The sequence below is a fragment of the Curtobacterium flaccumfaciens genome (assembly GCF_018598405.1).
GTDB classification, from domain to species: Bacteria; Actinomycetota; Actinomycetes; order Actinomycetales; family Microbacteriaceae; genus Curtobacterium; species Curtobacterium aurantiacum.
On sequence record NZ_JAHEWS010000010.1, the window covers coordinates 1 to 23,791 of the forward strand.

22 protein-coding genes are annotated in these 23,791 nt (G+C 69.6%); 8 read left to right on the forward strand and 14 right to left on the reverse strand.

The window, feature by feature from the left end; all coding sequences use genetic code 11:
• Window positions 1–220: 220 nt before the first annotated feature.
• Entirely contained in the window at window positions 221–1,276 is a 1,056-nt protein-coding gene (trpD, locus tag KK097_RS08020) for an anthranilate phosphoribosyltransferase (RefSeq protein ID WP_214544288.1), read from the reverse strand.
• A gap of 70 nt (window positions 1,277–1,346) precedes the next feature.
• Here trpD and ctaE point away from each other — a divergent pair, with 70 nt between their 5' ends.
• From ctaE to KK097_RS08045, 5 genes are all read left to right on the forward strand, one after another.
• On the forward strand, window positions 1,347–1,985 hold the full coding sequence (gene ctaE / locus KK097_RS08025; protein WP_214530312.1) for an aa3-type cytochrome oxidase subunit III: 639 nt from the start codon (window positions 1,347–1,349) through the stop codon (window positions 1,983–1,985).
• 21 nt (window positions 1,986–2,006) lie between these two features.
• Window positions 2,007–2,816, forward strand: coding sequence for a cytochrome bc1 complex diheme cytochrome c subunit (gene qcrC / locus KK097_RS08030; protein WP_214530313.1), 810 nt, complete (start codon window positions 2,007–2,009; stop codon window positions 2,814–2,816).
• Window positions 2,817–2,849: 33 nt separating this feature from the next.
• Window positions 2,850–3,914, forward strand: coding sequence for a cytochrome bc1 complex Rieske iron-sulfur subunit (gene qcrA, locus KK097_RS08035; protein WP_214530314.1), 1,065 nt, complete (start codon window positions 2,850–2,852; stop codon window positions 3,912–3,914).
• Window positions 3,914–5,602 carry a cytochrome bc1 complex cytochrome b subunit gene (gene qcrB, locus KK097_RS08040; RefSeq protein ID WP_214544289.1) on the forward strand — a complete coding sequence of 563 codons (1,689 nt, stop codon included), beginning with the start codon at window positions 3,914–3,916 and terminating at the stop codon, window positions 5,600–5,602. Before qcrA ends, qcrB begins: the two co-directional genes overlap by 1 nt.
• Before the next feature lie 184 nt (window positions 5,603–5,786).
• Window positions 5,787–6,746: a phosphodiesterase gene (locus tag KK097_RS08045; RefSeq protein WP_214530316.1), complete on the forward strand. Its 960-nt coding sequence runs from the start codon at window positions 5,787–5,789 to the stop codon at window positions 6,744–6,746.
• Between the two features lie 424 nt (window positions 6,747–7,170).
• Here KK097_RS08045 and KK097_RS08050 read toward each other — a convergent pair whose 3' ends face one another.
• The 4 genes from KK097_RS08050 to KK097_RS08065 all read right to left on the reverse strand — a co-directional run bounded on the left by KK097_RS08050 (window position 7,171) and on the right by KK097_RS08065 (window position 11,396).
• The gene (locus tag KK097_RS08050) at window positions 7,171–8,724 is read right to left on the reverse strand and encodes a stealth family protein (protein ID WP_214530317.1); all 1,554 of its coding nucleotides are present in this window, start codon (window positions 8,722–8,724) and stop codon (window positions 7,171–7,173) included.
• A gap of 118 nt (window positions 8,725–8,842) precedes the next feature.
• Window positions 8,843–9,283, reverse strand: coding sequence for a DUF6804 family protein (locus KK097_RS08055; RefSeq protein ID WP_214544290.1), 441 nt, complete (start codon window positions 9,281–9,283; stop codon window positions 8,843–8,845).
• Window positions 9,283–9,867, reverse strand: a complete 585-nt coding sequence (locus KK097_RS08060) for a GDSL-type esterase/lipase family protein (RefSeq protein WP_214530319.1) — start codon at window positions 9,865–9,867, stop codon at window positions 9,283–9,285. The genes KK097_RS08055 and KK097_RS08060 overlap by 1 nt, the downstream gene beginning before the upstream one ends.
• Complete coding sequence (locus KK097_RS08065; RefSeq protein ID WP_250896567.1) at window positions 9,864–11,396, reverse strand: SDR family oxidoreductase; 1,533 nt, start codon at window positions 11,394–11,396, stop codon at window positions 9,864–9,866. Before KK097_RS08065 ends, KK097_RS08060 begins: the two co-directional genes overlap by 4 nt.
• A gap of 43 nt (window positions 11,397–11,439) precedes the next feature.
• On the opposite strand from KK097_RS08065, the gene deoC reads away from it, so the two are divergent.
• From deoC to KK097_RS08080, 3 genes are all read left to right on the forward strand, one after another.
• Entirely contained in the window at window positions 11,440–12,171 is a 732-nt protein-coding gene (deoC, locus tag KK097_RS08070; RefSeq protein WP_214530320.1) for a deoxyribose-phosphate aldolase, read from the forward strand.
• Between the two features lie 197 nt (window positions 12,172–12,368).
• Complete coding sequence (locus KK097_RS08075) at window positions 12,369–13,322, forward strand: ROK family protein (protein ID WP_214544291.1); 954 nt, start codon at window positions 12,369–12,371, stop codon at window positions 13,320–13,322.
• A 202-nt stretch (window positions 13,323–13,524) separates the two neighbouring features.
• Complete coding sequence (locus KK097_RS08080; RefSeq protein ID WP_214544292.1) at window positions 13,525–14,115, forward strand: type IV toxin-antitoxin system AbiEi family antitoxin; 591 nt, start codon at window positions 13,525–13,527, stop codon at window positions 14,113–14,115.
• Between the two features lie 479 nt (window positions 14,116–14,594).
• On the opposite strand, the gene KK097_RS08085 is transcribed toward KK097_RS08080, so the two are convergent.
• The 9 genes from KK097_RS08085 to KK097_RS08125 all read right to left on the reverse strand — a co-directional run bounded on the left by KK097_RS08085 (window position 14,595) and on the right by KK097_RS08125 (window position 23,748).
• Window positions 14,595–16,919, reverse strand: a complete 2,325-nt coding sequence (locus KK097_RS08085; RefSeq protein WP_228513657.1) for a RelA/SpoT family protein — start codon at window positions 16,917–16,919, stop codon at window positions 14,595–14,597.
• Window positions 16,920–16,988: 69 nt separating this feature from the next.
• Window positions 16,989–17,336 (reverse strand): rhodanese-like domain-containing protein, encoded by a 348-nt coding sequence (locus KK097_RS08090; protein WP_214544293.1) that lies wholly within the window; start codon window positions 17,334–17,336, stop codon window positions 16,989–16,991.
• The gene (secF, locus tag KK097_RS08095) at window positions 17,336–18,340 is read right to left on the reverse strand and encodes a protein translocase subunit SecF (RefSeq protein ID WP_214530324.1); all 1,005 of its coding nucleotides are present in this window, start codon (window positions 18,338–18,340) and stop codon (window positions 17,336–17,338) included. Before secF ends, KK097_RS08090 begins: the two co-directional genes overlap by 1 nt.
• The gene (secD, locus tag KK097_RS08100) at window positions 18,340–20,091 is read right to left on the reverse strand and encodes a protein translocase subunit SecD (RefSeq protein ID WP_214544294.1); all 1,752 of its coding nucleotides are present in this window, start codon (window positions 20,089–20,091) and stop codon (window positions 18,340–18,342) included. The genes secF and secD overlap by 1 nt, the downstream gene beginning before the upstream one ends.
• A 91-nt stretch (window positions 20,092–20,182) precedes the next feature.
• Window positions 20,183–20,584, reverse strand: coding sequence for a preprotein translocase subunit YajC (locus tag KK097_RS08105; RefSeq protein ID WP_051596726.1), 402 nt, complete (start codon window positions 20,582–20,584; stop codon window positions 20,183–20,185).
• Between the two features lie 89 nt (window positions 20,585–20,673).
• The gene (gene ruvB / locus KK097_RS08110) at window positions 20,674–21,717 is read right to left on the reverse strand and encodes a Holliday junction branch migration DNA helicase RuvB (protein WP_214530326.1); all 1,044 of its coding nucleotides are present in this window, start codon (window positions 21,715–21,717) and stop codon (window positions 20,674–20,676) included.
• Complete coding sequence (ruvA, locus tag KK097_RS08115) at window positions 21,714–22,334, reverse strand: Holliday junction branch migration protein RuvA (RefSeq protein WP_214530327.1); 621 nt, start codon at window positions 22,332–22,334, stop codon at window positions 21,714–21,716. Before ruvA ends, ruvB begins: the two co-directional genes overlap by 4 nt.
• Window positions 22,331–22,978, reverse strand: coding sequence for a crossover junction endodeoxyribonuclease RuvC (ruvC, locus tag KK097_RS08120; RefSeq protein ID WP_214544295.1), 648 nt, complete (start codon window positions 22,976–22,978; stop codon window positions 22,331–22,333). The genes ruvA and ruvC overlap by 4 nt, the downstream gene beginning before the upstream one ends.
• Before the next feature lie 2 nt (window positions 22,979–22,980).
• Entirely contained in the window at window positions 22,981–23,748 is a 768-nt protein-coding gene (locus KK097_RS08125) for a YebC/PmpR family DNA-binding transcriptional regulator (RefSeq protein ID WP_214544296.1), read from the reverse strand.
• Window positions 23,749–23,791 lie beyond the last annotated feature (43 nt).

The following is a 23,791-nucleotide window of genomic DNA, read 5'->3' on the forward strand; positions in this document are numbered from 1 at the left end:
GAAGGCGGCGCGGGATCGCAGACCGCGCACGGTGCGGACTGGAGGCACGGGGCGGGGCCTGCCACGGGCCTCCAGTCCGGCACAGGGTTGCGGGCACGGCACGGTGCGGTGTTGGTCACCGGGTGCAGCGGTGACCGCCTGGGGTGCGCTGGCAGCGCAGCACCGGGCCGTGAGGCTCGCACCGAGTGGCGCACCGCGCGCGGTGCGCGGGCCGCGTGGACTACGCGGCGGGAGCTGCGCCGACCCAATCAGCCAGTTTGCGCGCACCGGCGCCGGAGTCGATCGCCTCGGCGGCGACGGCGAGCTGTTCGCGGAAGCGCTGCAGGATCGGCCGGTCGGACTCGTTCGGGTCCTGCGCGAGCCGGAACGAGACGAGGCCGGCCGCGGCGTTCAGCAGGACGATGTCGCGGACGGGTCCGGTCTCCCCCGCGAGCACCCGGTGCACGACGGCGGCGTTGTGCTCGGGGTCGCCGCCGAGCAGGTCCTCGGTCCGCGCTCGGGCGATGCCGAGGTCCCGCGGGTCGAGGTCGTGTTCGGTCACGCTACCCCCGGTGACCTCCCAGATGTGGCTGTGCCCGGTGGTGGTCAGCTCGTCCAGGCCGTCGTCCCCGCGGAACACGAGCGCCGTCGCGCCGCGCGTCTGGAACACGCCCGTGATGATCGGCACGAGGTCGAGCTGGGCGACGCCGACGGCGTTGGCCTCGCACCGTGCGGGGTTGACCAGCGGCCCGAGGAAGTTGAACACCGTCGGCACCCCGATCTCCCGGCGGACCGGGCCTGCGTGGGCGAAACCGGGGTGGAACGCGTTGGCGAACGCGAAGGTCAGCCCGACACGCCGGAAGGTGTCCGCGACACGCGCGGCGTCCATCGTGAGATCGAGTCCGAGGGCGGCGAGCACGTCGCTCGACCCGGACTTCGACGAGCTGGCCTTGTTGCCGTGCTTGACGACGGGGACCCCGGCTGCGGCGATCACGATGGCCGCCATCGTGGAGACGTTCACCGTGCCGACGACGTCACCACCCGTCCCGACGATGTCGAGCGCCATCGGGTCGACGTCGAGCGGGACGGCGGCGTCCAGGATCGCGTCGCGGAATCCGACGACCTCGTCGACGGTCTCGCCCTTCGCGCGGAGGGTCACGGCGAAGGCGGCGATCTGCGCCTGGGTGGCTCGCCCGTGGACGATCTCCTCCATGGCCCATGTGGATTGCCTGATCGTCAGGTCCTCGCGCGCCATGAGCGCGCTGATCACCGCTGGCCAAGAAAGTGCATCAGGCATGGCTCGATCGTAGTGAATTCGAGAGACCCGCCAGTCTCCTGCGAAAACACTGTCGGGGGTTTCGGCCATAATGGTGGACGTGACTAGCACCTCTCTCTCCAGATCAGCCAGCGGTCCGGCCCTCAACAGGCCGAACGCCGTGGCCGTGGGGACGATCGTGTGGCTGGGCAGCGAGGTCATGTTCTTCGCCGGCCTGTTCGCGATCTACTTCACGCTCCGCAGCACGTCCCCTGAGCTCTGGGCGACCGAGACCGCGAAGCTCGAGGTGCCCTTCGCCTCCGTGAACACGATCATCCTGGTGCTGTCCAGCTTCGCCTGCCAGTTCGCGGTGTTCGCAGCGGAGCGCTTCCAGGTGCACCGGACGAGCTGGAACCCGCGCCACTGGGGCATGACGGAGTGGTTCTTCGTCACCTACGCGATGGGCGCGATCTTCGTGTGCGGCCAGATCTTCGAGTACGCCAACCTCTGGCACGAGGGCGTGACGCTCTCCTCCAGCGCGTACGGCTCGGCGTTCTACATGACCACCGGGTTCCACGGCCTGCACGTGACCGGCGGCCTCATCGCCTTCCTGCTGACGCTCGGCCGCGGTTTCGCCGCCAAGAACTTCGGCCACAAGGAAGCGACCACCGCCATCGTGGTGTCGTACTACTGGCACTTCGTCGACGTCGTGTGGATCTTCCTCTTCGCCGTCATCTACCTTCTCAAGTAGGAACTGGACACCCCCCAGCACATGTTCAACAGAACCAAGTCCAAGAAGGGCCGCCGTTCACCGATGGCGACCGTGTCGCTCATCGTCGTGGGTCTCATGACCACCGGTGGCGCGTACGCACTGTTCAGCTCCACGGCGAACGCCGACGACAGCACGAGCACCGTCGCCGCCTCGAGCCAGTCGCAGGTGAACGAGGGCGAGAAACTCTTCGCATCGAACTGCGCCACCTGCCACGGTCTCTCCGCGCAGGGCACGAGCGAGGGCCCGTCCCTCATCGGTGTCGGCGCCGCGTCGGTCGACTTCCAGGTCGGCACCGGCCGCATGCCGATGGCGGCGCAGGGCCCGCAGGCCGAAGAGAAGCCCGCGCAGTTCACGGACGAGCAGGTCGACGCCCTGGCCCAGTACGTCGCCTCCCTCGGCCCCGGCCCGTCGGTCCCGTCCGCCGAGCTCACCAACGGTGAAGAAGGCGACGCCGCCGAAGGCGCCGAGCTGTTCCGCATCAACTGCGCCATGTGCCACAACGTGGCCGGCGCCGGCGGTGCGCTGACGGAGGGCAAGTACGCCCCGAACCTCGAGACGGTCTCCGGCAAGCACATCTACGAGGCCATGCTCACCGGCCCGCAGAACATGCCGGTCTTCAACGACCTGAACCTGACGCCGGAGCAGAAGGCCGACATCATCACGTACCTGAAGTACGTGCAGGACAACAAGTCCCCCGGCGGCTTCGCACTCGGCTCCCTGGGGCCGGTCGCCGAGGGTCTGTTCATCTGGATCTTCGGACTCGGCGCGGTCGTCGCGATGACCGTCTGGCTGACCGCGAAGTCCAACTGATCGTCCGTGTCGAACGACACTGAAGGGAACACCATGGCAGAGCACGACGACGAGACGCTGAACTCGTCCTCGGCTGTCGAGAAGCACGGCACGACCACCTCCCCCGGGATCGCGGTCCTCCCCGCCGACCCGTTCGAGAACCCGGGCGAGCCGCCGCACCGCCCGCGTCGCACCGACGTCGACCCCAAGAAGCAGCGTCTGGCCGAGCGCCAGGTCGCCGCCTACTTCTACCTGTCGATCGTCGGCAGCGTCCTGTCGATCGCGGCGTACGTCGCCTTCCCGATCGACCCGAGCGACTTCGGGACGGTCCGCACCGCGAACCTCTTCCTGGGCCTGTCGATCGCCCTCGCGCTCCTCGCCCTCGGCCTCGGCGCCGTCTACTGGTCGAAGTCGCTCGTCGTCGATCGTGAGATCACCGAGCTCCGTCACGGCACCCGCGGCACCGACGAGACCCGCGCCAAGGCGGTCGAGGCGTTCCAGCTCGCCGACAAGGAGTCCGGCTTCAGCCGTCGCAAGCTGATCCGCAACTCGATGATCGGTGCCCTGGCCGCGTTCCCGCTCCCCGGCATCGTCCTGGTCCGTGACCTCGCTCCGGCCGAGGACCCCAACGAGCTGCTCCGTCACACCTTCTGGAAGCAGGGCCTGCGCCTGACGAAGGACCCGACGGGTCTGCCGATCAAGGCCTCCGACGTCACCATCGGGTCGGTGTTCCACGTCATCCCCGAGGGCATGCTCGAGTCCGAGCACATGCTGGAAGAGAAGGCGAAGGCCTCCGTCCTCCTGATGCGCCTGGACCCGAAGGACCTCAACCCGTCCAAGGGCCACGAGAACTGGGGCTACGACGGCATCGTCGCGTACTCCAAGATCTGCACCCACGTCGGCTGCCCCGTCGCGCTCTACGAACAGCAGACGCACCACCTGCTGTGCCCGTGCCACCAGTCCACCTTCGATGTCTCGAACAACTGCGAGGTCATCTTCGGTCCGGCAGCACGCCCCCTCCCCCAACTTCCGATCGCGATCGACGACGACGGCTACCTGGTTGCCCAGAGCGACTTCCACGAGCCGGTCGGACCGTCCTTCTGGGAGCGTGAACGCTGATGAGCAGCACCACCACCACCGCACCGAACACGTCGACGAACAAGCCGGCGCCGGAGCGCGGATCCCGCATCATAGGCGGGGTTGCCAACTACATCGACGAGCGCACCAGCATCTCGGGTCTCGTCAAGGAAGTCGGCCGCAAGATCTTCCCGGACCACTGGAGCTTCATGCTCGGCGAGGTGGCGCTGTACAGCTTCGTCGTCGTGCTGCTCTCCGGGACCTTCCTGACGTTCTTCTTCCAGGCGTCGATGACCGAGGTCGTCTACAACGGCTCGTACGTGCCACTCAAGGGCGTCGCGATGTCGACGGCCCTGCAGTCCACGCTCGACATCTCGTTCGACATCCGTGGCGGGCTCTTCGTCCGACAGATCCACCACTGGGCAGCCCTGCTGTTCGTGGCGTCGGTGATGCTGCACATGGCCCGCGTGTTCTTCACCGGTGCCTTCCGCAAGCCGCGTGAGCTCAACTGGGTCTTCGGATTCCTGCTCTGGGTCCTCGCCATGGCCGAGGGCTTCACCGGCTACTCGCTCCCCGACGACCTGCTCTCCGGCAACGGTCTCCGGATCATCGTCGGCATGATCGAGGGCGTCCCGGTCATCGGCGTCTGGATCGCCTACCTGCTCTTCGGTGGCGAGTTCCCCGGTACCGACATCGTCGGCCGCCTGTACACGCTGCACATCCTGCTGCTGCCGGCGATCCTCGTCGCTGTCCTGGGTGTCCACCTCGTCCTCGTCGTGATCAACAAGCACACGCAGTTCGCGGGTCCGGGCAAGACGAACGAGAACGTGGTCGGTGTCCCGATCCTCCCGGCGTTCGCCGCGAAGGCCGGTGGCTTCTTCTTCATCGTCGCGGGCATCCTCGCCCTCATCGCGTCGCTGTTCACGATCAACCCGATCTGGAACTACGGCCCGTACGACCCGTCCCCGGTGTCCGCCGGTACCCAGCCCGACTGGTACATCGGCTTCGCCGACGGTGCGCTCCGTCTGGTGCCGCCGCACTGGGAGGTCGTGTGGTTCGGCTACACGGTGTCGTTCAACATCCTCGTGCCGATCGCCGTCCTGGTCGGTCTCATCGTCGCCATCCTCATGTACCCGTTCCTCGAGTCGTGGGTGACCGGAGACAAGCGTGAGCACCACATCCTCGACCGCCCGCGCAACGCTCCGACGCGCACCGCGATCGGCGCCGCCGGCATCACGCTCTACCTGAGCCTGATGTTCGCCGCCTCGTCCGACATCATCGCGACGCACTTCATGGTGTCGATCGAACACGTGATCCACGTGATCCAGGCGACGACGGTCCTCGGCCCGTTCATCGCCTTCTGGATCACGAAGCGTGTCTGCCTCGCCCTCCAGAAGAAGGACCGCGAGATCGTCCTGCACGGCTACGAGTCGGGCCGTATCGTCCGACTCCCCCACGGCGAGTACATCGAGGTGCACGAGCAGCTCGACGAGTACGAGCGGTGGAAGCTGCTGCAGTTCAACGAGTACAAGCCGCTGATGATCCGCCCGAACGCCAAGGGCAAGATCACCGGTCTGCAGAAGGTCCGCGCCGGCGTCTCCCGCTTCTTCTTCGAGGACCGCATCGAGCCGGTCTCGAAGGCCGAGCTCGAGGCAGCGCACGCGGCGCACCACGGCCCGGACCTCGAGGGTGGCCACCAGGCACCCCAGGTCGGCCCTGGCGATCACTGACACTGCGACATTCCTCGGCAAGAAACAGGGAAACCCCTCGTCCACTTCGTGAGCGGGGGGTTTCCCCGTTTCGCCTCAACACGCCGCCCCCAGTTCACGGCTGGTTCACTCCGGCGTGCTGGACTCGTCCAGGACGGTGTGGCAACGTGTTGCACCACGCATCCGCCAACGGAATGAGACCCCGATGGACAGCCGGACGGCCGAACACCCCAGGCCGAACCACTTCCTCCTCCACCTCAGCGACACGCACCTCGTCTCCGGGGACCGCAACCTGTACGGCGACGTCGACTCCGCCGCTCGGCTGACGGAGATCGTCGCCGACATCGAAGCCTCGGGCACGCGCCCGGAAGCGATCGTCGTCACCGGCGACGTCGCCGACAAGGGCGAGCCGGGTGCGTACGCCCGGGTGCGCGAGATCCTCGAGCCGGCCGCCGAGCGCATCGGTGCACAGGTGATCTGGGCGATGGGCAACCACGACGAGCGCGGCGCCTTCCGCCAGGAGCTCTTCGGCCTGCAGCCCACCGATCGCCCGGTGGACTTCGTCTACGACGTCAACGGCCTGCGCGTGATCACCCTGGACACCAGCGTGCCCGGCCACCACCACGGTGAGGTCTCCCCCGAGCAGCTCGACTGGCTCGCCGAGGTCCTGTCCGAGGCTGCCCCGCACGGCACGATCCTCGCGATGCACCACCCGCCCGTGCCGAGCGTGCAGGACCTCACCGTCCTCGTCGAACTGCGCGACCAGCAGGCCCTGGCCGAGGTCGTCGAGGGCAGCGACGTCCTCGCCATCATCGCCGGGCACCTGCACTACTCGACCAGTGCGGTGTTCGCCGGCGTCCCGGTGTCCGTCGCCAGCGCCACCTGCTATACCCAGGACCTCACGGAGTACCAGGGCGGAACGCGTGGGCGGGACGGCGCGCAGTCGTTCAACCTCGTGCACGTCTACGGCCGCAACGTCGTCCACTCGGTGGTGCCGATCGGGCACTACGCCACCGTCGGGCAGCCGGTCTCGGCCGCCGAGACCGAGGCGAAGCTCGCGGCGCACGGTGTGACGATCCCCGCGGCGGTCGAGCCTGCTCCGGTCACCTCGAGCATCCCCGTGTTCACGCTCGACTCGGTGCCCGTCTCCCCCATCCACCGCTAGCGCCGCGCACTTCGAGTGCAGAAGAGGTCGGGTCCGTCATCCGGACCCGACCTCTTCTGCGCACCAAGCGGGACGGGTGTGTCCGGGGCGCGCACCGGGGCGGTGGACTACCCGCCGGACGGTCGGGAGGCCCGTGGTAGGGCCGACTCGCGCCGCCCGGCCGTCGAGGTGGTCGCGACACACCGCGGGTGCTGCGTCGCGTGGTCACGTTGTGTCTCTTGCGGGCAGTGGGGCCGACGGTCTGCGACCGCTCGGCGTACGGGCCGCGGGGGTCGTGACCGGTCGTCAGCGGTCGAGGCCGGCGGAGCGTCCGAACCTCGTGGCTGGGTTCCGGCGCCGGGCTCGCAAGCTCGCCCGGAGCGCCCCAGCAGGCCGCTGGCGCGTCCTGAGCGCTGGGACGCTCCCAGCAGGCCGCTGGCGCGTCCTAGACGCTGGGGCGCTCCCACGGCGCGGGGAACGGGAAGTAGCGCTCGAGAAAGTCGGTGACGCGCTGCGTGCGTTCCTCGTCGCTGACCTCCGGGAAGCTGCCGTCGTTGAGGCAGAAGAAGTCGGCGTTCCGTTTCTTCAGCAGCTCGTCGAGGGAGCGGAGCCCGGACTGCATCGTGGTGTCGATGTAGCGGACGTCGGCGGTCTCCTGCACGATCGCCCGACCGGTGAGGAGCGAGTAGTAGTGGTACAGCGAGTTCGTCACGGAGATGTTGTCCGCAGCACGGAAGCGCGAGGCTGCCGTCGACGCGAACTCGGCGGCGAACTCGTGCTCCATCTCGGTCATGATCGAGGCACGCAGTGGGGTCGGAGCGTGCTCGAGGTGCCGCGTCGTCACCGCGCCGAACCGCTGCTGCAGCAGGCGACGGTTGACCCGGGCGGAGTTCTCGAAACCGCTGCGCGCCGGGTTGTTCGAACCGAGCCCGATGCGGGTGGTGGCGAGGATGAACTTCGTCACCGACCCCGGGCTGAAGAACATCGACGGGTCGGTCAGGCGCCCGAAGAACATGTCGTCGTTCGAGTAGATGAAGTGCTCGCTGATGCCCGGGATGTGGTGCAGCTGCGACTCGACGGCCTGCGAGTTGTGCGTCGGCAGGACGGACGGGTCGGCGAAGAACTCTTCGCTGCGGACGATCCGGACCTTCGGGTGCTCGGCGAGCCAGTGCGGCGCCGGGGAGTCCGTTGCGATGTAGATCTGACGGATCCACGGCGCGAAGGTGTGCACCGAACGGAGCGCGTACTTCAGTTCGTCGATCTGCCGGAACCGGGCGGGAGCGTCGTCGCCCTCACCCAGGACGGCGTTCGACTGCGCAGCCTGACGGGCCCGCTGGTACTCGACGGCGTTGCCGTCGACCCACGAGAATACGATGTCGATCGGGAAGCGGATGTCCGAGACGTGGTCGTCGAACATGTGCTCGACGGTGCGCCAGGTTCGGCCGTACCGTTCGATGTCGACGAGCACGAACTCGTCGATCGGGAGGCTGCGGCGCATGAGGGCGTTCTCGACGGGAGCGAGGACCTCGGTGTCGGTGACCCGCCAGAACTCGAGCTGGACGCTCGTCTCAGCGCCGTAGCGCAGGCGTCCGAGGGGCTCGAGGCGGGGACGGAACACGCGCAGCACGGGTTCTTCGACGGAGCCGAGCCCGTCGTCCTGCACGAGCACGGCCGGCTTGCCCGGCGGCTTCGCGTAGAACGGCTCGTTGACGGCCGCGGACATCACGGCGCTCTCCGCACGCTGGCGGTCCCGCTCGTCGAGGGCGATCACCGGACGCTGGTCGTTGCCCCGGATGAGCAGGTGGTCGACATCAGCCGCGGTGAGCGCGTCGTCGAGGAACAGCAGGTCCTCGATCATCGACTGCTGCGGCGTGAGGTGTCCGTTGATCAAGGTCAGCCGCCCCTTGCGGACGACGACGTCGGATCGGTCGAGACCGCCGGAGGACGGTCGAGGGTTCAGCAGAGGACTCTCGGTCACCGGCTCGGTCTCGTCGTTCATCCATGCCCTTCGGGTCGTGCGGCCGGGTCCTGTACCCGACCTCCCGATCCTACCGTCCGCCCGCGCCCGACGGTGCTCGCAGGCGCGACGGCCGTGCGGGAGCGCTGCAGCAGGCCGCTCAGGAGGCCCGGGGTGCGTCCGTCTCGCGGGGCACCTTCACGACGATGCCCACCACGATGAACAGCGCGGCGGCCACCAGCTGCAGTCCCGCCCACACCTGGCCCGGGATCGGGACGGTGACGAGGGGATTCCAGCAGACCGCCACGGCCGCCATCAGGAGTGCGGCCCACCAGGTCCGGCCGCGGATCGCGAACACGAGCACGATCAGCGCGAGCACGGTGACACCCCAGCGCGCGAAGACGAAGCCCGATGAGTCGACGATGGCGACGCACGACAGCAGCACGATCGCCGCGATCAGCGACGGCGCCAGTGCCGGACGGGTGAACGGCGGTGTCTCGCGGGCACGGTCGGCCGGTGCGGCGGCGGCCGGTCGTGGCGACCCCGCGGGCACGCCGTGCTGGGACGACCCCACCGGGGGCCGTCCCTTGCGTGCGGCCATCAGTCTGCGGAGCCGTCGAGGTCGATCGCCTGGATCGACCGCGACATCGGCGGCAGGTCGCGGACACGCTCGAGCGCCGGGACCAGTTCACCGACCAGTGCGCGGTAGCCCTCTTCGGTCAGGTGCAGGCCGTCCTCGGTGAAGCGGTCGTCCAGGTGGTCGCCGTCGGCCAGGGCGGGCCAGGCGTCGAGGTACTGCGCGTGGCAGGTGGCGACGAACTGGCGGAGGTGCCGGTTGGCCTGCTCGATCTTCGCGGCGTACTCGGCCTGCCGCGGCAGGATCGAGACGAGCAGCAGGCGGACGCCCGGCAGCTCACGGCGGAGCGTCACCAGGATGGTCTCCACGTTCCGGACGACGTGCTCGGCGCTCGCCCGGTGGTTGCCGAAGTCGTTCGTGCCGATGAGCAACACGATCACCTCGGGCTGCTCGGCGACCACGGCGTCGAGGCGCGTCAGCACACCGTCGGTCGTGTCGCCGCCGATGCCCTGGTTCAGGGTCTGCTCGTCGGGGAGCCAGGTGTCCCAGTCGCCCTGTTCGGTGATGCTGTCCCCCAGGAAGAGGACGGGGCTGCGGTCGTCGGTCATGCTGCCTCCTCGTGCGCCGGCTGGGGGGTCCCGGTCTGTTGCGTGCGGTTGCGCTGCGTGGACTCGGTGTGGTCGGACTCCCGCTCGGCGGCGGCGGTGATGCGCTCGACCATACCGGGGAAGATGATCCCGTGGAACGGCAGGATGCCGTACCAGTACAGCCGACCGGCGAGTCCCTGCGGGAAGTAGATCGCCCGCTGGTGGTAGTCGCTGCCGCCGTCGGGGTTCGGTGTGACCGTCATCTCGAGCCAGGCGCGACCGGGTGACTTGAACTCGGCGCGGAGCCGCAGGTAGCGACCGCGCTCCAGGCGTTCGACGCGCCACCAGTCGAGGGCGTCGCCCTGCTCGAGCCGCTGCTGGTCACGGCGACCGCGGTTCAGGCCGACACCGCCGGCGATCTTGTCCATCCAGCCGCGGGCGACCCAGGCGAGCGGGAACGAGTACCAGCCGTTCTCGCCGCCGATCGACTCGACGACACGCCAGACGTCCTCGGCGGAGGCGTTGGAGTGCCGCTTCCGGTCGTCGACGTAGACGGTGTGGCCCGCCCAGTCCGGATCGTTCGGCATCGGGTCCGCCGAGGCGCTCGAGAGCGTCGCGCTGCGCCAGCTCGTCTGCACCTGCCCGCTCCGCATCTTGTTCAGGGCGAGCCGGACGGCCCGGCGGTACGAGGTGAGCCCGCCCTCGGGCTGCGGTACCACGTCGTCGATGTCGTGCTCGCGCTGGACGCACTCGAACTGCAGCGACTCGATGATCGGGGTCGCGAGCTTGCGCGGGATCGGCGTGACGGCGTTGAACCAGTGCGCGGCGAGGCGCGGGGTGAGCACGGGCAGGACCGTGATCGGGCGCTGCGGGAGCTTCGCCTCGACCGCGTACCCGTTCAGCATCTGGCCGTAGCGCAGGACGTCGGGGCCGCCGATGTCGAAGGTGCGGTTGACGTCGGCGGGGACGTCGAGCGCGGCCACCAGGTAGTACAGGACGTCGCGGACCGCGATCGGCTGGATGCGGTTGCGGACCCAGCGGGGAGCGGGCATCCACGGCAGGACGTCGGTGAGGTGCCGGATCATCTCGAAGGACGTGCTGCCCGAGCCGATGACGACCCCGGCCTGGTACGCCACGGTCGGCACACCGGAACCGATCAGGATGTCCCCCACCTCCTTGCGGCTGCGGAGGTGCTTGGAGAGGTCGCCGTCCGGGTGCAGCCCGCCCAGGTAGACGAACCGGCTCACACCCGCCGCCTTCGCCTCCCGTGCGATGGTCTGCGCGGCCTCGCGCTCGGCCGACTCGAAGTCGCCGTCGGCGCCCATCGCGTGCGCCAGGTAGTAGACCGCCTCGACCCCGTCGACGGCGGCGCGCACCGCGTCGGCGTCCTGGAGGTCGCCTTCCGCGACGTCGACGTCGCTGCTCCAGGGGACGTCCTGGAGCTTCCGGGGGTTGCGGACCAACACGCGCACTGAGTGGCCGGCTTCGAGGAGACGAGGGACGAGACGACCACCGATGTAGCCGGTGGCGCCGGTGACGAGGACCTGCATGCCCTGCACGCTACGCGGCACGCCTGACGGGTAGGCTTGCCGGGTGGACAACGCAGCCTTCCCCGTCACCGCCGATGCCGTCCGCGGCCTCATCGACCACGCGATCCTGAAGCCCGAACTCACCCGCGCGGACGTCGACGCCCAGCTCGACGAAGCCGCCGCGTACCGCGTCTTCAGCGTCTGCGTCCGTCCGAGTGACGTCGCCCACGCCGTCGAGCGTCTCCACGGCACCGGCGTCGGCGTCGGGACCGTGATCGGCTTCCCGCACGGCACCACCTCGACCGCGGCCAAGGTCGCCGAGTCGCTGCAGGCCCTGGCCGACGGTGCGTTCGAGCTCGACATGGTGCAGAACATCGGCGCCGCGAAGTCCGGCGACTGGGAGCGCGTCGAGCAGGACGTCCGTGCGGTCGTCGACGCCGCCGGCGACACGGTGGTCAAGGTGATCCTCGAGACCGCGTTCCTGACCGACGACGAGATCGTCGCCGCATCGCGCGCGGCACAGACCGCCGGTGCCGCGTTCGTGAAGACGTCGACCGGGTTCGCCGGCGGCGGTGCGACGGCCGAGCACATCGCCCTGATGCGTCGCACGGTCGGCGCCGACACCGGCGTGAAGGCCTCCGGCGGCGTCCGCGGCCTCGACACCCTGCTCGAGATGGTCGAGGCGGGCGCGGACCGCATCGGCACGAGTGCCTCGGCTCGCATCCTCGACGACGTCGCGCACCGCGCCGAGACCGGCGCCGCGTCGACGCTCGGTGACGACACCTCGTCCTACTGAACCGCCGCGACCGGGTCGACCCGGCCGGTCGAGACGACCGGACGACCGGGCCGACCCGGTCCGGCGAACCCGACCCGGCTGCACCACAGCCACCAGCCCACCCAGCAGCACCCACCACGACCAGGCCGGCGCCCACCGGACGCGACGACGCGTCGGTGACCCGCACCGGGCCTCCAGACCGCCGCATCGGAGCGCGCATGTCCAGCACCGCACCCCAGTCCCCCGCCCTCGCCCTGGCCGTCGACCTCGGCGGCACCAAGGTCGAGGCCGCACTCGTCACCGACCAGGGTGTCGTGCTCCCCGCGACCCGCTTCCGCAGTCCCACCGGACCGCAGCGCACGTCCGACGAGCTGCAGGCAGCCGTCGACGAGGTCGTGACGGCCGCGCTCGGCGCGCTGCCGGCCGACGCGACGCTCGTCGGTGTGGGGGTCGGCTCGGCCGGACCGGTCGACGAGGAGCACGGCCTGGTCTCCCCGCTCAACATGCCGGTGTGGCGCGGCCACCCGCTGCGCGATCGGGTCGCGGCACTCGTGCCCGAGGGTGTCCCGGTGACGCTCCGCATGGACGGCCTGGCGATCACGCTCGCCGAGCACTGGGTCGGCGCGGCCCAGGGGTACGACCACGTGATGGGCATGATCGTCTCGACCGGTGTCGGTGGCGGGCTCATCCTGCACGGCCGCACCGTCAGCGGACCGACGGGCAACGCCGGGCACATCGGCCACGTCGAGTGCGGTGGCTACGACGACCCCTGCGCCTGCGGCGGCACCGGTTGCCTCGAGGCGATCGCCAGCGGCCCGAAGACCGTCGCCTGGGCGCGTCGCCAGGGCTTCGCCGGTACGACCGGCGAGGAGCTCTCGGCTGCGTACGCCGCCGGCGACGAGATCGCGGTCGCCGCTGTCCAGCGGAGCGGCCGTGCCCTCGGGCAGGCCATCGCCGCCGCCACGAGCCTGGTCGACCTCGAGATCGTCGCCATCGGCGGCGGGTTCTCGCACGTCACGCCGGACCTGTTCGAGTACGCCCGGCAGGCCGTGGCGGAGCGGGTCGAGTTCGGGTTCGTCACGAAGGTGCAGATCGTCCCGACCGGGCTGTCGCAGGACGGTCCGCTCATCGGTGCCGCGGCGCTCGTGCACCGCGCTGACGTCCTGCGCTGAGCTTCCTGCGCTGAGCGCGCTGCGCTCCGTCTGGTCATCCGCCCCGCCCGCGGGTCCGTGCGTTGTCGACGCGGCCCATGCCGTGGTGGCGACCGGTGGACGGCCTGGAGGCGCGGTGCGGGCCCGCCACGAGCCTCCCGGCCCGTCCGTGGCTTGTCCACAGGCCTGTCGATGGCGTCCGCAGGTCGGGCAGGATGTGCGGGTGCCCCGCCCGCGACTGCTGACCAGTGACGACTGGCCGGAGCCCGAGTTGCGTGCGGCGGCCCTGGCCGGCGAGCTGGTCGCGGTCGGTCCCTGCTGGGCCTCCCCTGCCGAACCGCAGACGCCGTCGTTGCGCGCCGCCGCCGCAGCGTGGGTCCTCCGGGACGCGCGCCTGATCGCCTGCACGCTGACCGCCGCGTGGATCTGGGGTGCGGTGTCCCGGCCGCCTGCGCCGCTCGAGGCGTGCATCCCGCCGCAGGTCCGGGTCCACGTCGGGCTGGACGTCCGCCTGCGGGAGGTCCGGATCGACGCCGACGACGCCGTCGAGCTCTCGCGGCTGCGGGTCACACTGCCGGCGCGGACCGCGGTCGACCTGCTGCGGACGCCGGGCCCCTCGGCCGGTGCGTTCGGGGAGGCCGAGGCGACGGCCGTACACGGGCTGCTCGCGATCGGGGCGGTCACGGCTGCCGAGCTGCAGGCGCGCCTGACGTCCCTCGGGACGATCCCCATGGTGCGGCAGGCCGAGCGGCGGTTGTGGGGGCTGTCGGGGCTGCAGGGGCTGCAGAACGCGGCTGGGGGCGCTGCCCGCTAGTGCGTCGCGCGGGCGTTCGCCGAGTGGTCACAACACCTCGCTCGCGTTCACCGAGTGGTCGCGGACCGTCGGTTCGCAGGGCCGCAGCCGACGGTCCGTGACCGGTCGACGGTGCCCGTGCGACGTGTCGTGACCGGTCGACGGGCGGGAGGCGCGGGGCGGGGCTGCCACGGGCCTCCGGTCCGGCACGTGCGCGCGGTCAGGACATCCCGCTCGCGTCCGCCGAGTGGTCACGGACTGTCGGTTGGCAGGGCCGCGGCCGACGGTTCGTGACAGGTCGACGGCGCCCGTGCGACAAGTTGTGACCGGTCGACGGGCGGGAGGCGCGGGGCGGGGCCGCCGCGGGCCTCCGGTCCGGCGCGTGCGCGCGGTCAGGACATCCCGCTCGCGTCCGCCGAGTGGTCACGGACTGTCGGTTGCCAGGGCCGCGGCCGACGGTTCCTGACCGGTCGACGGACGGGCCGCGCGGGGCCCTGCCGCTAGCCGGCGCTGACGCGGTAGACGTCGTAGACGGCGTCGATGCGTCGCACCGCGTTCAGCACGCGGTCGAGGTGGATGGTGTCGCCCATCTCGAACACGAACCGGCTGAGCGCGAGACGGTCGGACGAGGTCGACACCGTCGCGGACAGGATGTTGACGTGGTGATCGGTCAGCACCCGGGTGACGTCGCTGAGCAGACCCGACCGATCGAGCGCCTCGATCTGGATCTGCACCAGGAACACCGACTTCGACGACGGGGCCCACTCGACCTCGATCATCCGGTCGGGCTCGTTCATGAGCGACTTCACGTTGGTGCACGACGATTGGTGCACCGACACGCCCTGGCCGCGGGTGATGAAGCCCACGATCTGGTCGCCAGGCACCGGCGTGCAGCACTTCGCGAGCTTCACGAGGATGTCGGGCGCACCGCGGACCAGCACGCCGCTGTCGCTCGTGCGCAGCTGACGACTGGTGACCTGGCGCGGGAACGCGAGCTCGGGCTCGTCCGTCTCGGTCTCGGTCTGGACGTTGCCGAGGACCTTCTCGATCACGGACTGCGTCGAGACGTGGCCCTCGCCGATCGCGGCGTACAGGGCGGAGACGTCCTCGTACCGCATCGAGGAGGCGACCTCGGCGATGCTGTCCTGGCTCATGATGCGCTGGAGCGGCAGGTTCTGCTTGCGCATCGCGCGGGCGATGGCGTCACGGCCCTGCTCGATCGCCTCTTCGCGGCGCTCCTTGGTGAACCACTGCTTGATCTTGTTGCGCGCACGAGGACTGCGGACGAACTGCAGCCAGTCCTGCGAGGGGCCGGAGTCGGGGTTCTTCGACGTGAAGATCTCGACGACGTCGCCGCTGGACAGCTGGCTCTCGAGCGGGACCAGGCGACCGTTGACCTTCGCACCCATCGTGCGGTGCCCGATCTCGGTGTGCACGGCGTAGGCGAAGTCGACCGGGGTGGCGCCGGCGGGGAGACCGATGACCTTGCCCTGCGGCGTGAAGACGTAGGTCTCCTTGGCGCCGATCTCGTAGCGCAGGGAGTCGAGGAACTCACCAGGGTCGCTGGTCTCGGCCTGCCAGTCGGTGATGTGGGCGAGCCACGCCATGTCCTGGTCGTCCGTGGTCGACGAGGTGCCGGCGTCACGACCGGCAGCGCGCTGCTTGTACTTCCAGTGCGCCGCGACACCGAACTCGGCGCGCTGGTGCATCTCGTGCGTGCGGATCTGGATCTCGACCGCACGGCCCTGCGGCCCGAGCACGGTGGTGTGCAGCGACTGGTACAGGTTGAACTTCGGGGTCGCGATGTAGTCCTTGAAGCGACCGGGCAGCGGCGTCCACCGGGCGTGCACCGAGCCGAGCATGGCGTAGCAGTCGCGAACGGTCGGCACGAGCACGCGGATGCCGACGAGGTCGTAGATCTCGTCGAACTCGCGGCCCCGCACGATCATCTTCTGGTAGATCGAGTAGTACTGCTTCGGCCGCCCCATGACGTCGCCCCGGACCTTGGCGGCCTTGAGGTCCTTCTTCAGGGTGCCGATGACGTTCTGCACGAACTGCTCGCGCTTCGGCTGCCGTTCCTTGACGAGACTGTCGATCTCGACGTAGAGCTTCGGGTGCAGGACCGCGAAGGACAGGTCCTCGAGCTCGAGCTTGATCATCTGGATGCCGAGCCGGTGCGCGAGGGGCGCGTAGATCTCGAGCGTCTCCTTCGCCTTGCGCGTGGCGGAGGTGGACTCCACAAAGCCCCAGGTGCGGGCGTTGTGCAGACGGTCGGCGAGCTTGATGACGAGGACGCGGATGTCCTTCGACATCGCGATGACCATCTTGCGGACCGTCTCGGCCTGCGCGCTGTCGCCGTACTTGACCTTGTCGAGCTTGGTGACGCCGTCGACGAGCATCGCGATCTCGTCGCCGAAGTCGGCCCGCAGCTGGTCGAGCTGGTAGTCGGTGTCCTCCACCGTGTCGTGCAGCAGCGCCGCCGCGATGGTGATCGTGCCGATGCCGAGGTCGGCGAGGATCTGTGCGACCGCCACCGGGTGCGTGATGTACGGCTCACCGGACTTGCGCTTCTGGCCGTCGTGCGCCCGCTCGGCGACCGAGTACGCGCGCTCGATGAGCGTCACGTCGGCCTTGGGGTGGTGCGAACGGACCGTGCGGATCAGCGTGTCCACCGCGCCGGCCGGCTGTGCGCGCGAGAACAACCGCGGCAGCAGGGACCGGAGGGAACCGAGGTTGCCGGTGGTGTTCGGACCGATCGGGCTCGAGGGCCGCGGGGCGGAGCCCGGGCGGCTCGGCGCGGACGGCTCTTCGCGGGTGTCCGTCATCGTGCGCCTCCCAGGACTCGGTCCGAGAGCTCGATCCGAGCTCGATCCGACAAGACTACGCGTCCCCGGTCAGTGCCCGGGACGCGGTTCGCCCTGGGCGTCGCGCTCCACCGGTGCCCCCGCCTGCTCCCAGGCGAGCATCCCGCCGGAGAGGTTGACGGCCGGGACACCCGACTGCTCGAGGGCTGCGACGATGCGCGAGGACCGGCCGCCGGAGTGGCAGACGATGATGGCCGGCTGGTCGCCGCCGTCGATCTCCTGCCAGCGGTCGACGAACTCGGACATCGGCACGAGCGTGGCCTGCGGAGCGTGGACCTCGTCCCACTCCCCCTGCTCGCGGACGTCGAACAGGCGGGCTCCGGCGTCGATGCGGCGGCGGGCCTCGGCGACGTCGATCTCCTGGATCTCGATGGGCATCAGACGCTCGCCTCTGCTGCGTCGACCTCACGCCGGCGCTTCTCGGCCGCCTGGGTCTTCTTGGCGTCCGACTCCTTGATCTTCGGCTCGCTCTCGCGCAGGTGTGCGTACATCGGCGATGCGATGAAGATCGTCGAGTAGGTGCCGACGATGATGCCGATGAACAGGGCGAGGGAGATGTCGCGCAGCGTGCCGGCACCGAGCACGTACGACCCGATGAAGAGGATCGCCGCGACCGGCAGCAGGGCGACGACCGAGGTGTTGATCGAACGGACGAGCGTCTGGTTCACCGCGAGGTTGACCGACTGCTTGAACGTGCGGATGGATTCCTGCGCGGTGTTCTCACGCACCTTGTCGAAGACCACCACGGTGTCGTAGAGCGAGTACCCGAGGATCGTCAGGAAGCCGATGACCGCCGCCGGCGTGACCTCGAGCCCGACGATGCCGTACACACCGGCGGTGATGAGCAGGTCGTGCAGCAGCGCCGCCATCGCGGACAGCGACATCTTCCAGGTGCGGAAGTACAGCGTCATGAACACCGCGGCGAGGGCGAGGAAGATCACGAGGCCCCGGATGGCCTGCGCGAGGACGTCGGCGCCCCACGTGGCCCCGATGAAGGTGCCGGCGACCTGGCTCTCGGGGACGTCGTAGGCCTTCGCCAGGGCGTCCTGCACCTCGCTCGTCTGCCGGTCGGTCAGCTGGCCGGTCTGCACCCGGATGCCGTGCGTGCCGAGCTGCGAGACGCGCGGGAACGACTCCGGGACGACGCCCTCGACGGTCTCGGTCGCGATGTTCTGGTCGAGCGTCTTGACGTCGGAGATCGTGAACTCCGAGCCGCCGGTGAACTCGATGCCGAGCTGGTACCCGCCCCGTAGCCACGGCGTGACGAGCGAGATGACGATCATCACGAGCGCGATGAGGTACCAGGTCTTCCGGCGCCCGATGATGTCGTACGACCGCTTCCCCGTGTAGAGGTCGCTGCCGAACTGGCTGAAGCTGGCCATCAGTCGTCCTTCCCGTCCGGCGTCGAGCCGTTGTCGCCGGAGGCCTGCTGGGCCTTCCGCTCAGCGATCGTCTGTCGGCGCTGCGCCTCGCCGGCACTGCGCTGGCGCTTGCCGTCCACGACGGGTGCGCGGAACTGCGCACGCCCCCGGTAGACGGCGCCGAGTGCTGCCGGGTCGAGACCGCTGAACCGGTGCCCCTCGCCGAAGAACCGGCTGCGGGCGATGAGCTGCATCATCGGGTGGGTGAAGAGTGCGACCACCACGATGTCGATGAGGGTCGTGAGGAGCAGCGTGAACGCGAAGCCCTTCACGTCGGCGACCGCGAGCACGTAGAGCGTCACTGCGGCGAGGAAGTTCACCGCGTCGGACGCCAGGATCGTGCGGAGGGCACGCTTCCAGCCGGACTCGACCGCGCTCTCGAGGGCACGGCCGTCACGGAGTTCGTCACGGATGCGCTCGAAGTAGACGATGAACGAGTCCGCCGTGATGCCGATGGCGACGATCAGACCCGCCACACCGGCCAACGAGAGACGGTAGTCGACGCGCCACGACATGATCGCGATCACCAGGTAGGTCAGGATCGCGGCGATCCCGAGCGACAGCACCGTGACGAACGCCAGGGCCCGGTACTGGATGACCGAGTAGATGATCACCAGGATCAGCCCGATCAGACCGGCGACGAGGCCGCCGATGAGCTGCGCGGTGCCGAGCGTCGCCGAGATGTTCTCGTTCGACTGCACCTGGAAGTTGATCGGCAGCGCACCGTACTTGAGCTGGTCCGCCAGGGTCTTCGACGACTCGGCCGTGAACGACCCGGTGATCTGCGCCTTGCCGTTCGTGATCGCGGAGTTCGTCGTCGGTGCGGTGATGACCGAACCGTCGAGCACGATGGCGAACTGGTTCTGCGGCTGCTGGAGCGAGACGAGACGGTTCGTGACGGAGCGGAAGTCCTTCGAGCCCTCGCCGTTGAACGTCAGGTTGACGGCCCACTGACCGGTCGAGGTGCCCTGCGAGTCGGTGGCGAGACCCGAGGTGGCGTTGCTGATGTCGGCACCGGAGACCTCCACGGGGCCGAGGATGTACTTCCCCGCGCCGTCCTGGTCACAGGTGACCAGGGGCTCGTCGTCCGGCGCCGTCGTGACGTCGTCCGGAGCCGCGCAGTTGTAGTTGGTGTACAGGTCCTGCAGCTTCGGCGTCACCCAGTTCAGGTCGCTCGCGTTCGAGGGCTTCGCGCTGGGCGTCGCCGCGAGCGAGGCCGGCGGCGAGTACGGCGTGGCCGATGCGGTTCCCTTGCCGTCGTCACCGACGGCGGAGTTCGTCGCGGCCTCGGTGAAGAGCACCGGCCGGAAGGTCAGCTTGGCCGCGGCCTCGATGCGGTCGATCGTGGCCTTGTCGGGGCGGCCCGGGATCGAGACGACGATGTTGTTCGCGCCCTGCGTGTTGATCTCCGACTCGGAGACACCGGTGGCGTCGATGCGCTGGCGGATGATGTTCACCGCCTGCTGCAGCTGCTGCGAGGTGACCGAGTCACCCTCGGTGTTCTGCGCCGCGAGGGTCAGCTGCGTGCCGCCCTGCAGGTCCAGAGCCAGCTCCGGCACCCAGCTCGCGCCCTGGTACCACTTGTCGGTGTCGTCCTTCGAAGAGCCGGCGAGGATCGACGCGGCGGTGTTCAGGCCGGCGAGGATCGCCATCAGGATCACCAACCAGGTGAGCGAGCGCAGCGCCTTCTTGACGGGTGTCGATCGTGCCACCGGTCGTCTCGTCTTTCTGTTCAGGACCGTCGGCACACCGTGCGACGGCAGAGGGAAGCCGCCGGGTCAGACGACCCGGCGGCCGAGGGCGTCAGTCGTCGGACTTGCGCTTCGTGGCGTCGGTCTCGTCGACGCGGTCGGTGTCGACCCGCTCGCCGTAGACCGGCTCGCCGTTGAGCTCGGCCACCGGCTTCGGCTCGTCCTCGGTGGTCGTGGTGGTCTCGACGTCGGACGCGTTGTCGTCGACGACTCGCGAGAGGGTCTGACGGTGCACGGTGACGATGGTCCCCGGTGCGATCTCGACGTCAGCGGTGACCTTCTCCTCGTTCACGGAGAGGAGTGTGCCGTAGAGGCCGAAGGACAGCATGACCTTGGCGCCCGGGACCATCTTGTCCACGAGTTCGGCCTGCTGCTTCTTGCGCTTGCGGCTGTTGTAGAACATGAAGGCCGCGAACGCCACGACGATGACGATGAGGATGACTTCTTGACCCATGATGCGTTGCCTTCTCTGGTTGCTCGGTTTCGGGCCGTAGCAGTCTAGGGCACGCCGGTGTCCGTGGCATGTCACCCGACTGATCGGCTTCAGTCTGTGGTCTCGGTGTCGTCGAAGAGCCCGGGCTGCCCGCCGTCGCCCTGCCCCGGGGTGAGGCCGAGGTGCCGCCAGGCCCGTGGTGTCGCGATGCGCCCGCGCGGGGTGCGGGTGACGAGCCCGACGCGGACGAGGAAGGGTTCGACGACGGACTCGATCGTCTCGGACTCTTCGCCGACGGACACCGCGAGGGTGTTCAGGCCCACCGGTCCGCCGTCGAAGCGGGTCAGCATGGTCTCGACGACGGCGCGGTCGAGTCGGTCGAGCCCGAGTTCGTCGACGTCGTACAGGTCGAGGGCACCCTGGACCGCCGCCATGCCGTCGGTGGTGCGGTGCACGAGCGCGTAGTCGCGCACCCGGCGCAGCAGACGGTTCGCGATGCGCGGGGTTCCCCGCGAGCGACCGGCGATCTCGCGCAGCGCGGTCCGATCGATGTCGAGTTCGAGCAGGTGCGCCGCACGGATCAGGACCTGCTCGAGCTCGTCCTTCTCGTAGAACTCGAGGTGGGCGGTGAACCCGAAGCGGTCGCGCAGCGGGTTCGGCAGCAGCCCGGCCCGAGTGGTGGCACCGACGAGCGTGAACGGCGCGAGGTCGAGCGGGATGCTCGTGGCACCGGCGCCCTTGCCCACCATCACGTCGATGCGGAAGTCCTCCATCGCCAGGTAGAGCATCTCTTCCGCCGAGCGGGCCATCCGGTGGATCTCGTCGATGAACAGGACCTCACCGGGGACCAGGGACGAGAGCACGGCGGCGAGGTCGCCGGCGTGCTGGATCGCCGGACCGCTCGACATGCGCAGCGGTCGACCGGTCTCGTGCGCGACGATCATCGCGAGCGTGGTCTTGCCGAGGCCGGGAGGACCCGCCATCAGGATGTGGTCGGGCGTCCGGTCCTGCATGCCGGCGGCCTTGAGGAGCAGGTCCAGCTGCCCGCGCACCTTGCGCTGGCCGACGAACTCGTCGAGCGAGCGGGGACGGAGCGCGCCTTCGAACGCGAGTTCCTCCGGCGACTCGGCGCCGGCGGACGTGATCCCGCTCACCGGCCGGCAGCCGCGGGTCGGAGCGCGCCGAGGGCAGCGCGCAGCAGGGCCTGGGTGCCCATCGCCGCAGCGCCCGGCTCGTTCGCGACGGCGTCGTCGACGGCGGTCTGTGCCGCATCCTCACGCCAACCGAGGCCGATGAGTGCCGAAACGACGTCGACCGCAGCGGGGTGCGCTGCGGTCCCCCGTGCGGCGGCGACCACGGCGGCCTGTTCGAATGCCACGAGCTTGCCGGAGAGCGCGACGATGATGAGCTTGGCGGTCTTCGGGCCGATGCCGGAGACCTTGCGGAAGGCGCCGTCGTCCTCGTGCGCGACGGCGTTCGCGATCTGGGCCGGGTCCATGTGGGCGAGCACGCCCATCGCGGACTTCGGGCCGACGCCGGAGACCCCGCGGAGCAGGTCGAACACCTGCAGCGCGTCGGTCGACTCGAAGCCGAAGAGCAGGTGCTCGTCCTCGCGCACGATCATGGCCGTCCGCACGAACACCTCGGACCCGTGACGCATCGTCAGCGCGTGCGCGGGTGTGACGGTGACGGCGTAGCCGACTCCCCCGACCTCGATCACCACGGCCGAGCCGGCGATGTCGATGCAGGTGCCCCGGAGACTCGCGATCATGCTCCGAGCCTAGGGCCGGCCACCGACGGCGCCGACCTGCCACGCTGCGGGCGGGCCGCCGCGGCGGCCGCGCGCGCCAGCGGCGAGTCGACGGTGCCGCCCTGGGCGTCCCGCCATGCGCGCTGTGCCGGGGTGAGGTTCGTGGCACGTGAGCCGGCGGCGTCGGGTGATCCGAGCCTCCAGGCATGGCACACGGCCAACGCGAGCGCGTCGGCGGCGTCGGCCGGTTTCGGGGCCTCGTCGAGACCGAGCACGCGCGCGATCATCGTCTGCACCTGGCGCTTGTCGGCGTTGCCGTAGCCGGTGACGGCGGCCTTGACCTCGGACGGGGTGTGCAGCCCGACGGGCAGGCCGCGCGCCGCCGCCGCGTGCAACGCCAGGCCGGCCGCCTGGGCCGTGCCCATCACGGTGCGGACGTTCGCCTGCGCGAACACGCGCTCGACGGCGACCGCGTCCGGGTGGTGCTCGTCGATCTCGGCGGCGATGCCGTCGGCGATGCGGAGCAGCCGCTGTTCGAGCGGCATGTCCGGCGGGGTGCGCACGACCGTCACGTGGACGAGCCGTGCGCGCCGGTTCGGTGCGACCTCGACGACGCCGACGCCGCACCGGGTGAGCCCGGGGTCCACCCCGAGCACACGGAGCACGGCTACTCGCCCTCGTCCTCGTCGAGCTCGGCCTGGACGTCCGCGGGGACCTCGAAGTTCGAGTAGACGTTCTGCACGTCGTCCGAGTCCTCGAGCGCGTCGATCAGGCGGAACACCTTGCGCGCGGTCTCGGCGTCGACCGGGACCTTGAGGCCGGGGACGAACTCGGCGTCGGCCGAGTCGTAGTCAATGCCGGCCTCCTGCAGGGCCGTGCGGGCGGCGACCAGGTCGCTCGCCTCGGTGATGATCTCGAAGCCGCCGCCCTGGTCGATGACGTCCTCGACGCCGGCGTCCAGTACCGCGGTCATCACGGTGTCCTCGTCGAGGCCGTCGGTCTTCGTGACCGAGATGACGCCCTTGCGCGAGAAGTTGTAGGCGACGCTGCCCGGGTCGGCCATGGTGCCGCCGTTGCGCGACATCGCGGTCCGGACCTCGGCCGCCGCACGGTTCTTGTTGTCCGTGAGGCACTCGATGAGCATCGCGACGCCGTTGGGGCCGTAGCCCTCGTACATGATCGTCGTGTACTCGATGGTCTCGCCCGTGAGACCCGCACCGCGCTTGACGGCGCGGTCGATGTTGTCGTTGGGGACCGAGGTCTTCTTCGCCTTCTGCACGGCGTCGACCAGGGTCGGGTTGCCGGACATGTCGGCACCGCCCATCTTCGCGGCGACCTCGATGTTCTTGATCAGCTTGGCGAACGACTTGGCACGGCGCTGGTCGATGACCGCCTTCTTGTGCTTGGTCGTTGCCCACTTGGAATGCCCGGACACGGTTCTCCTTGCGTATTGCGGAAAGTCCCGCTCAGTTTAGCGG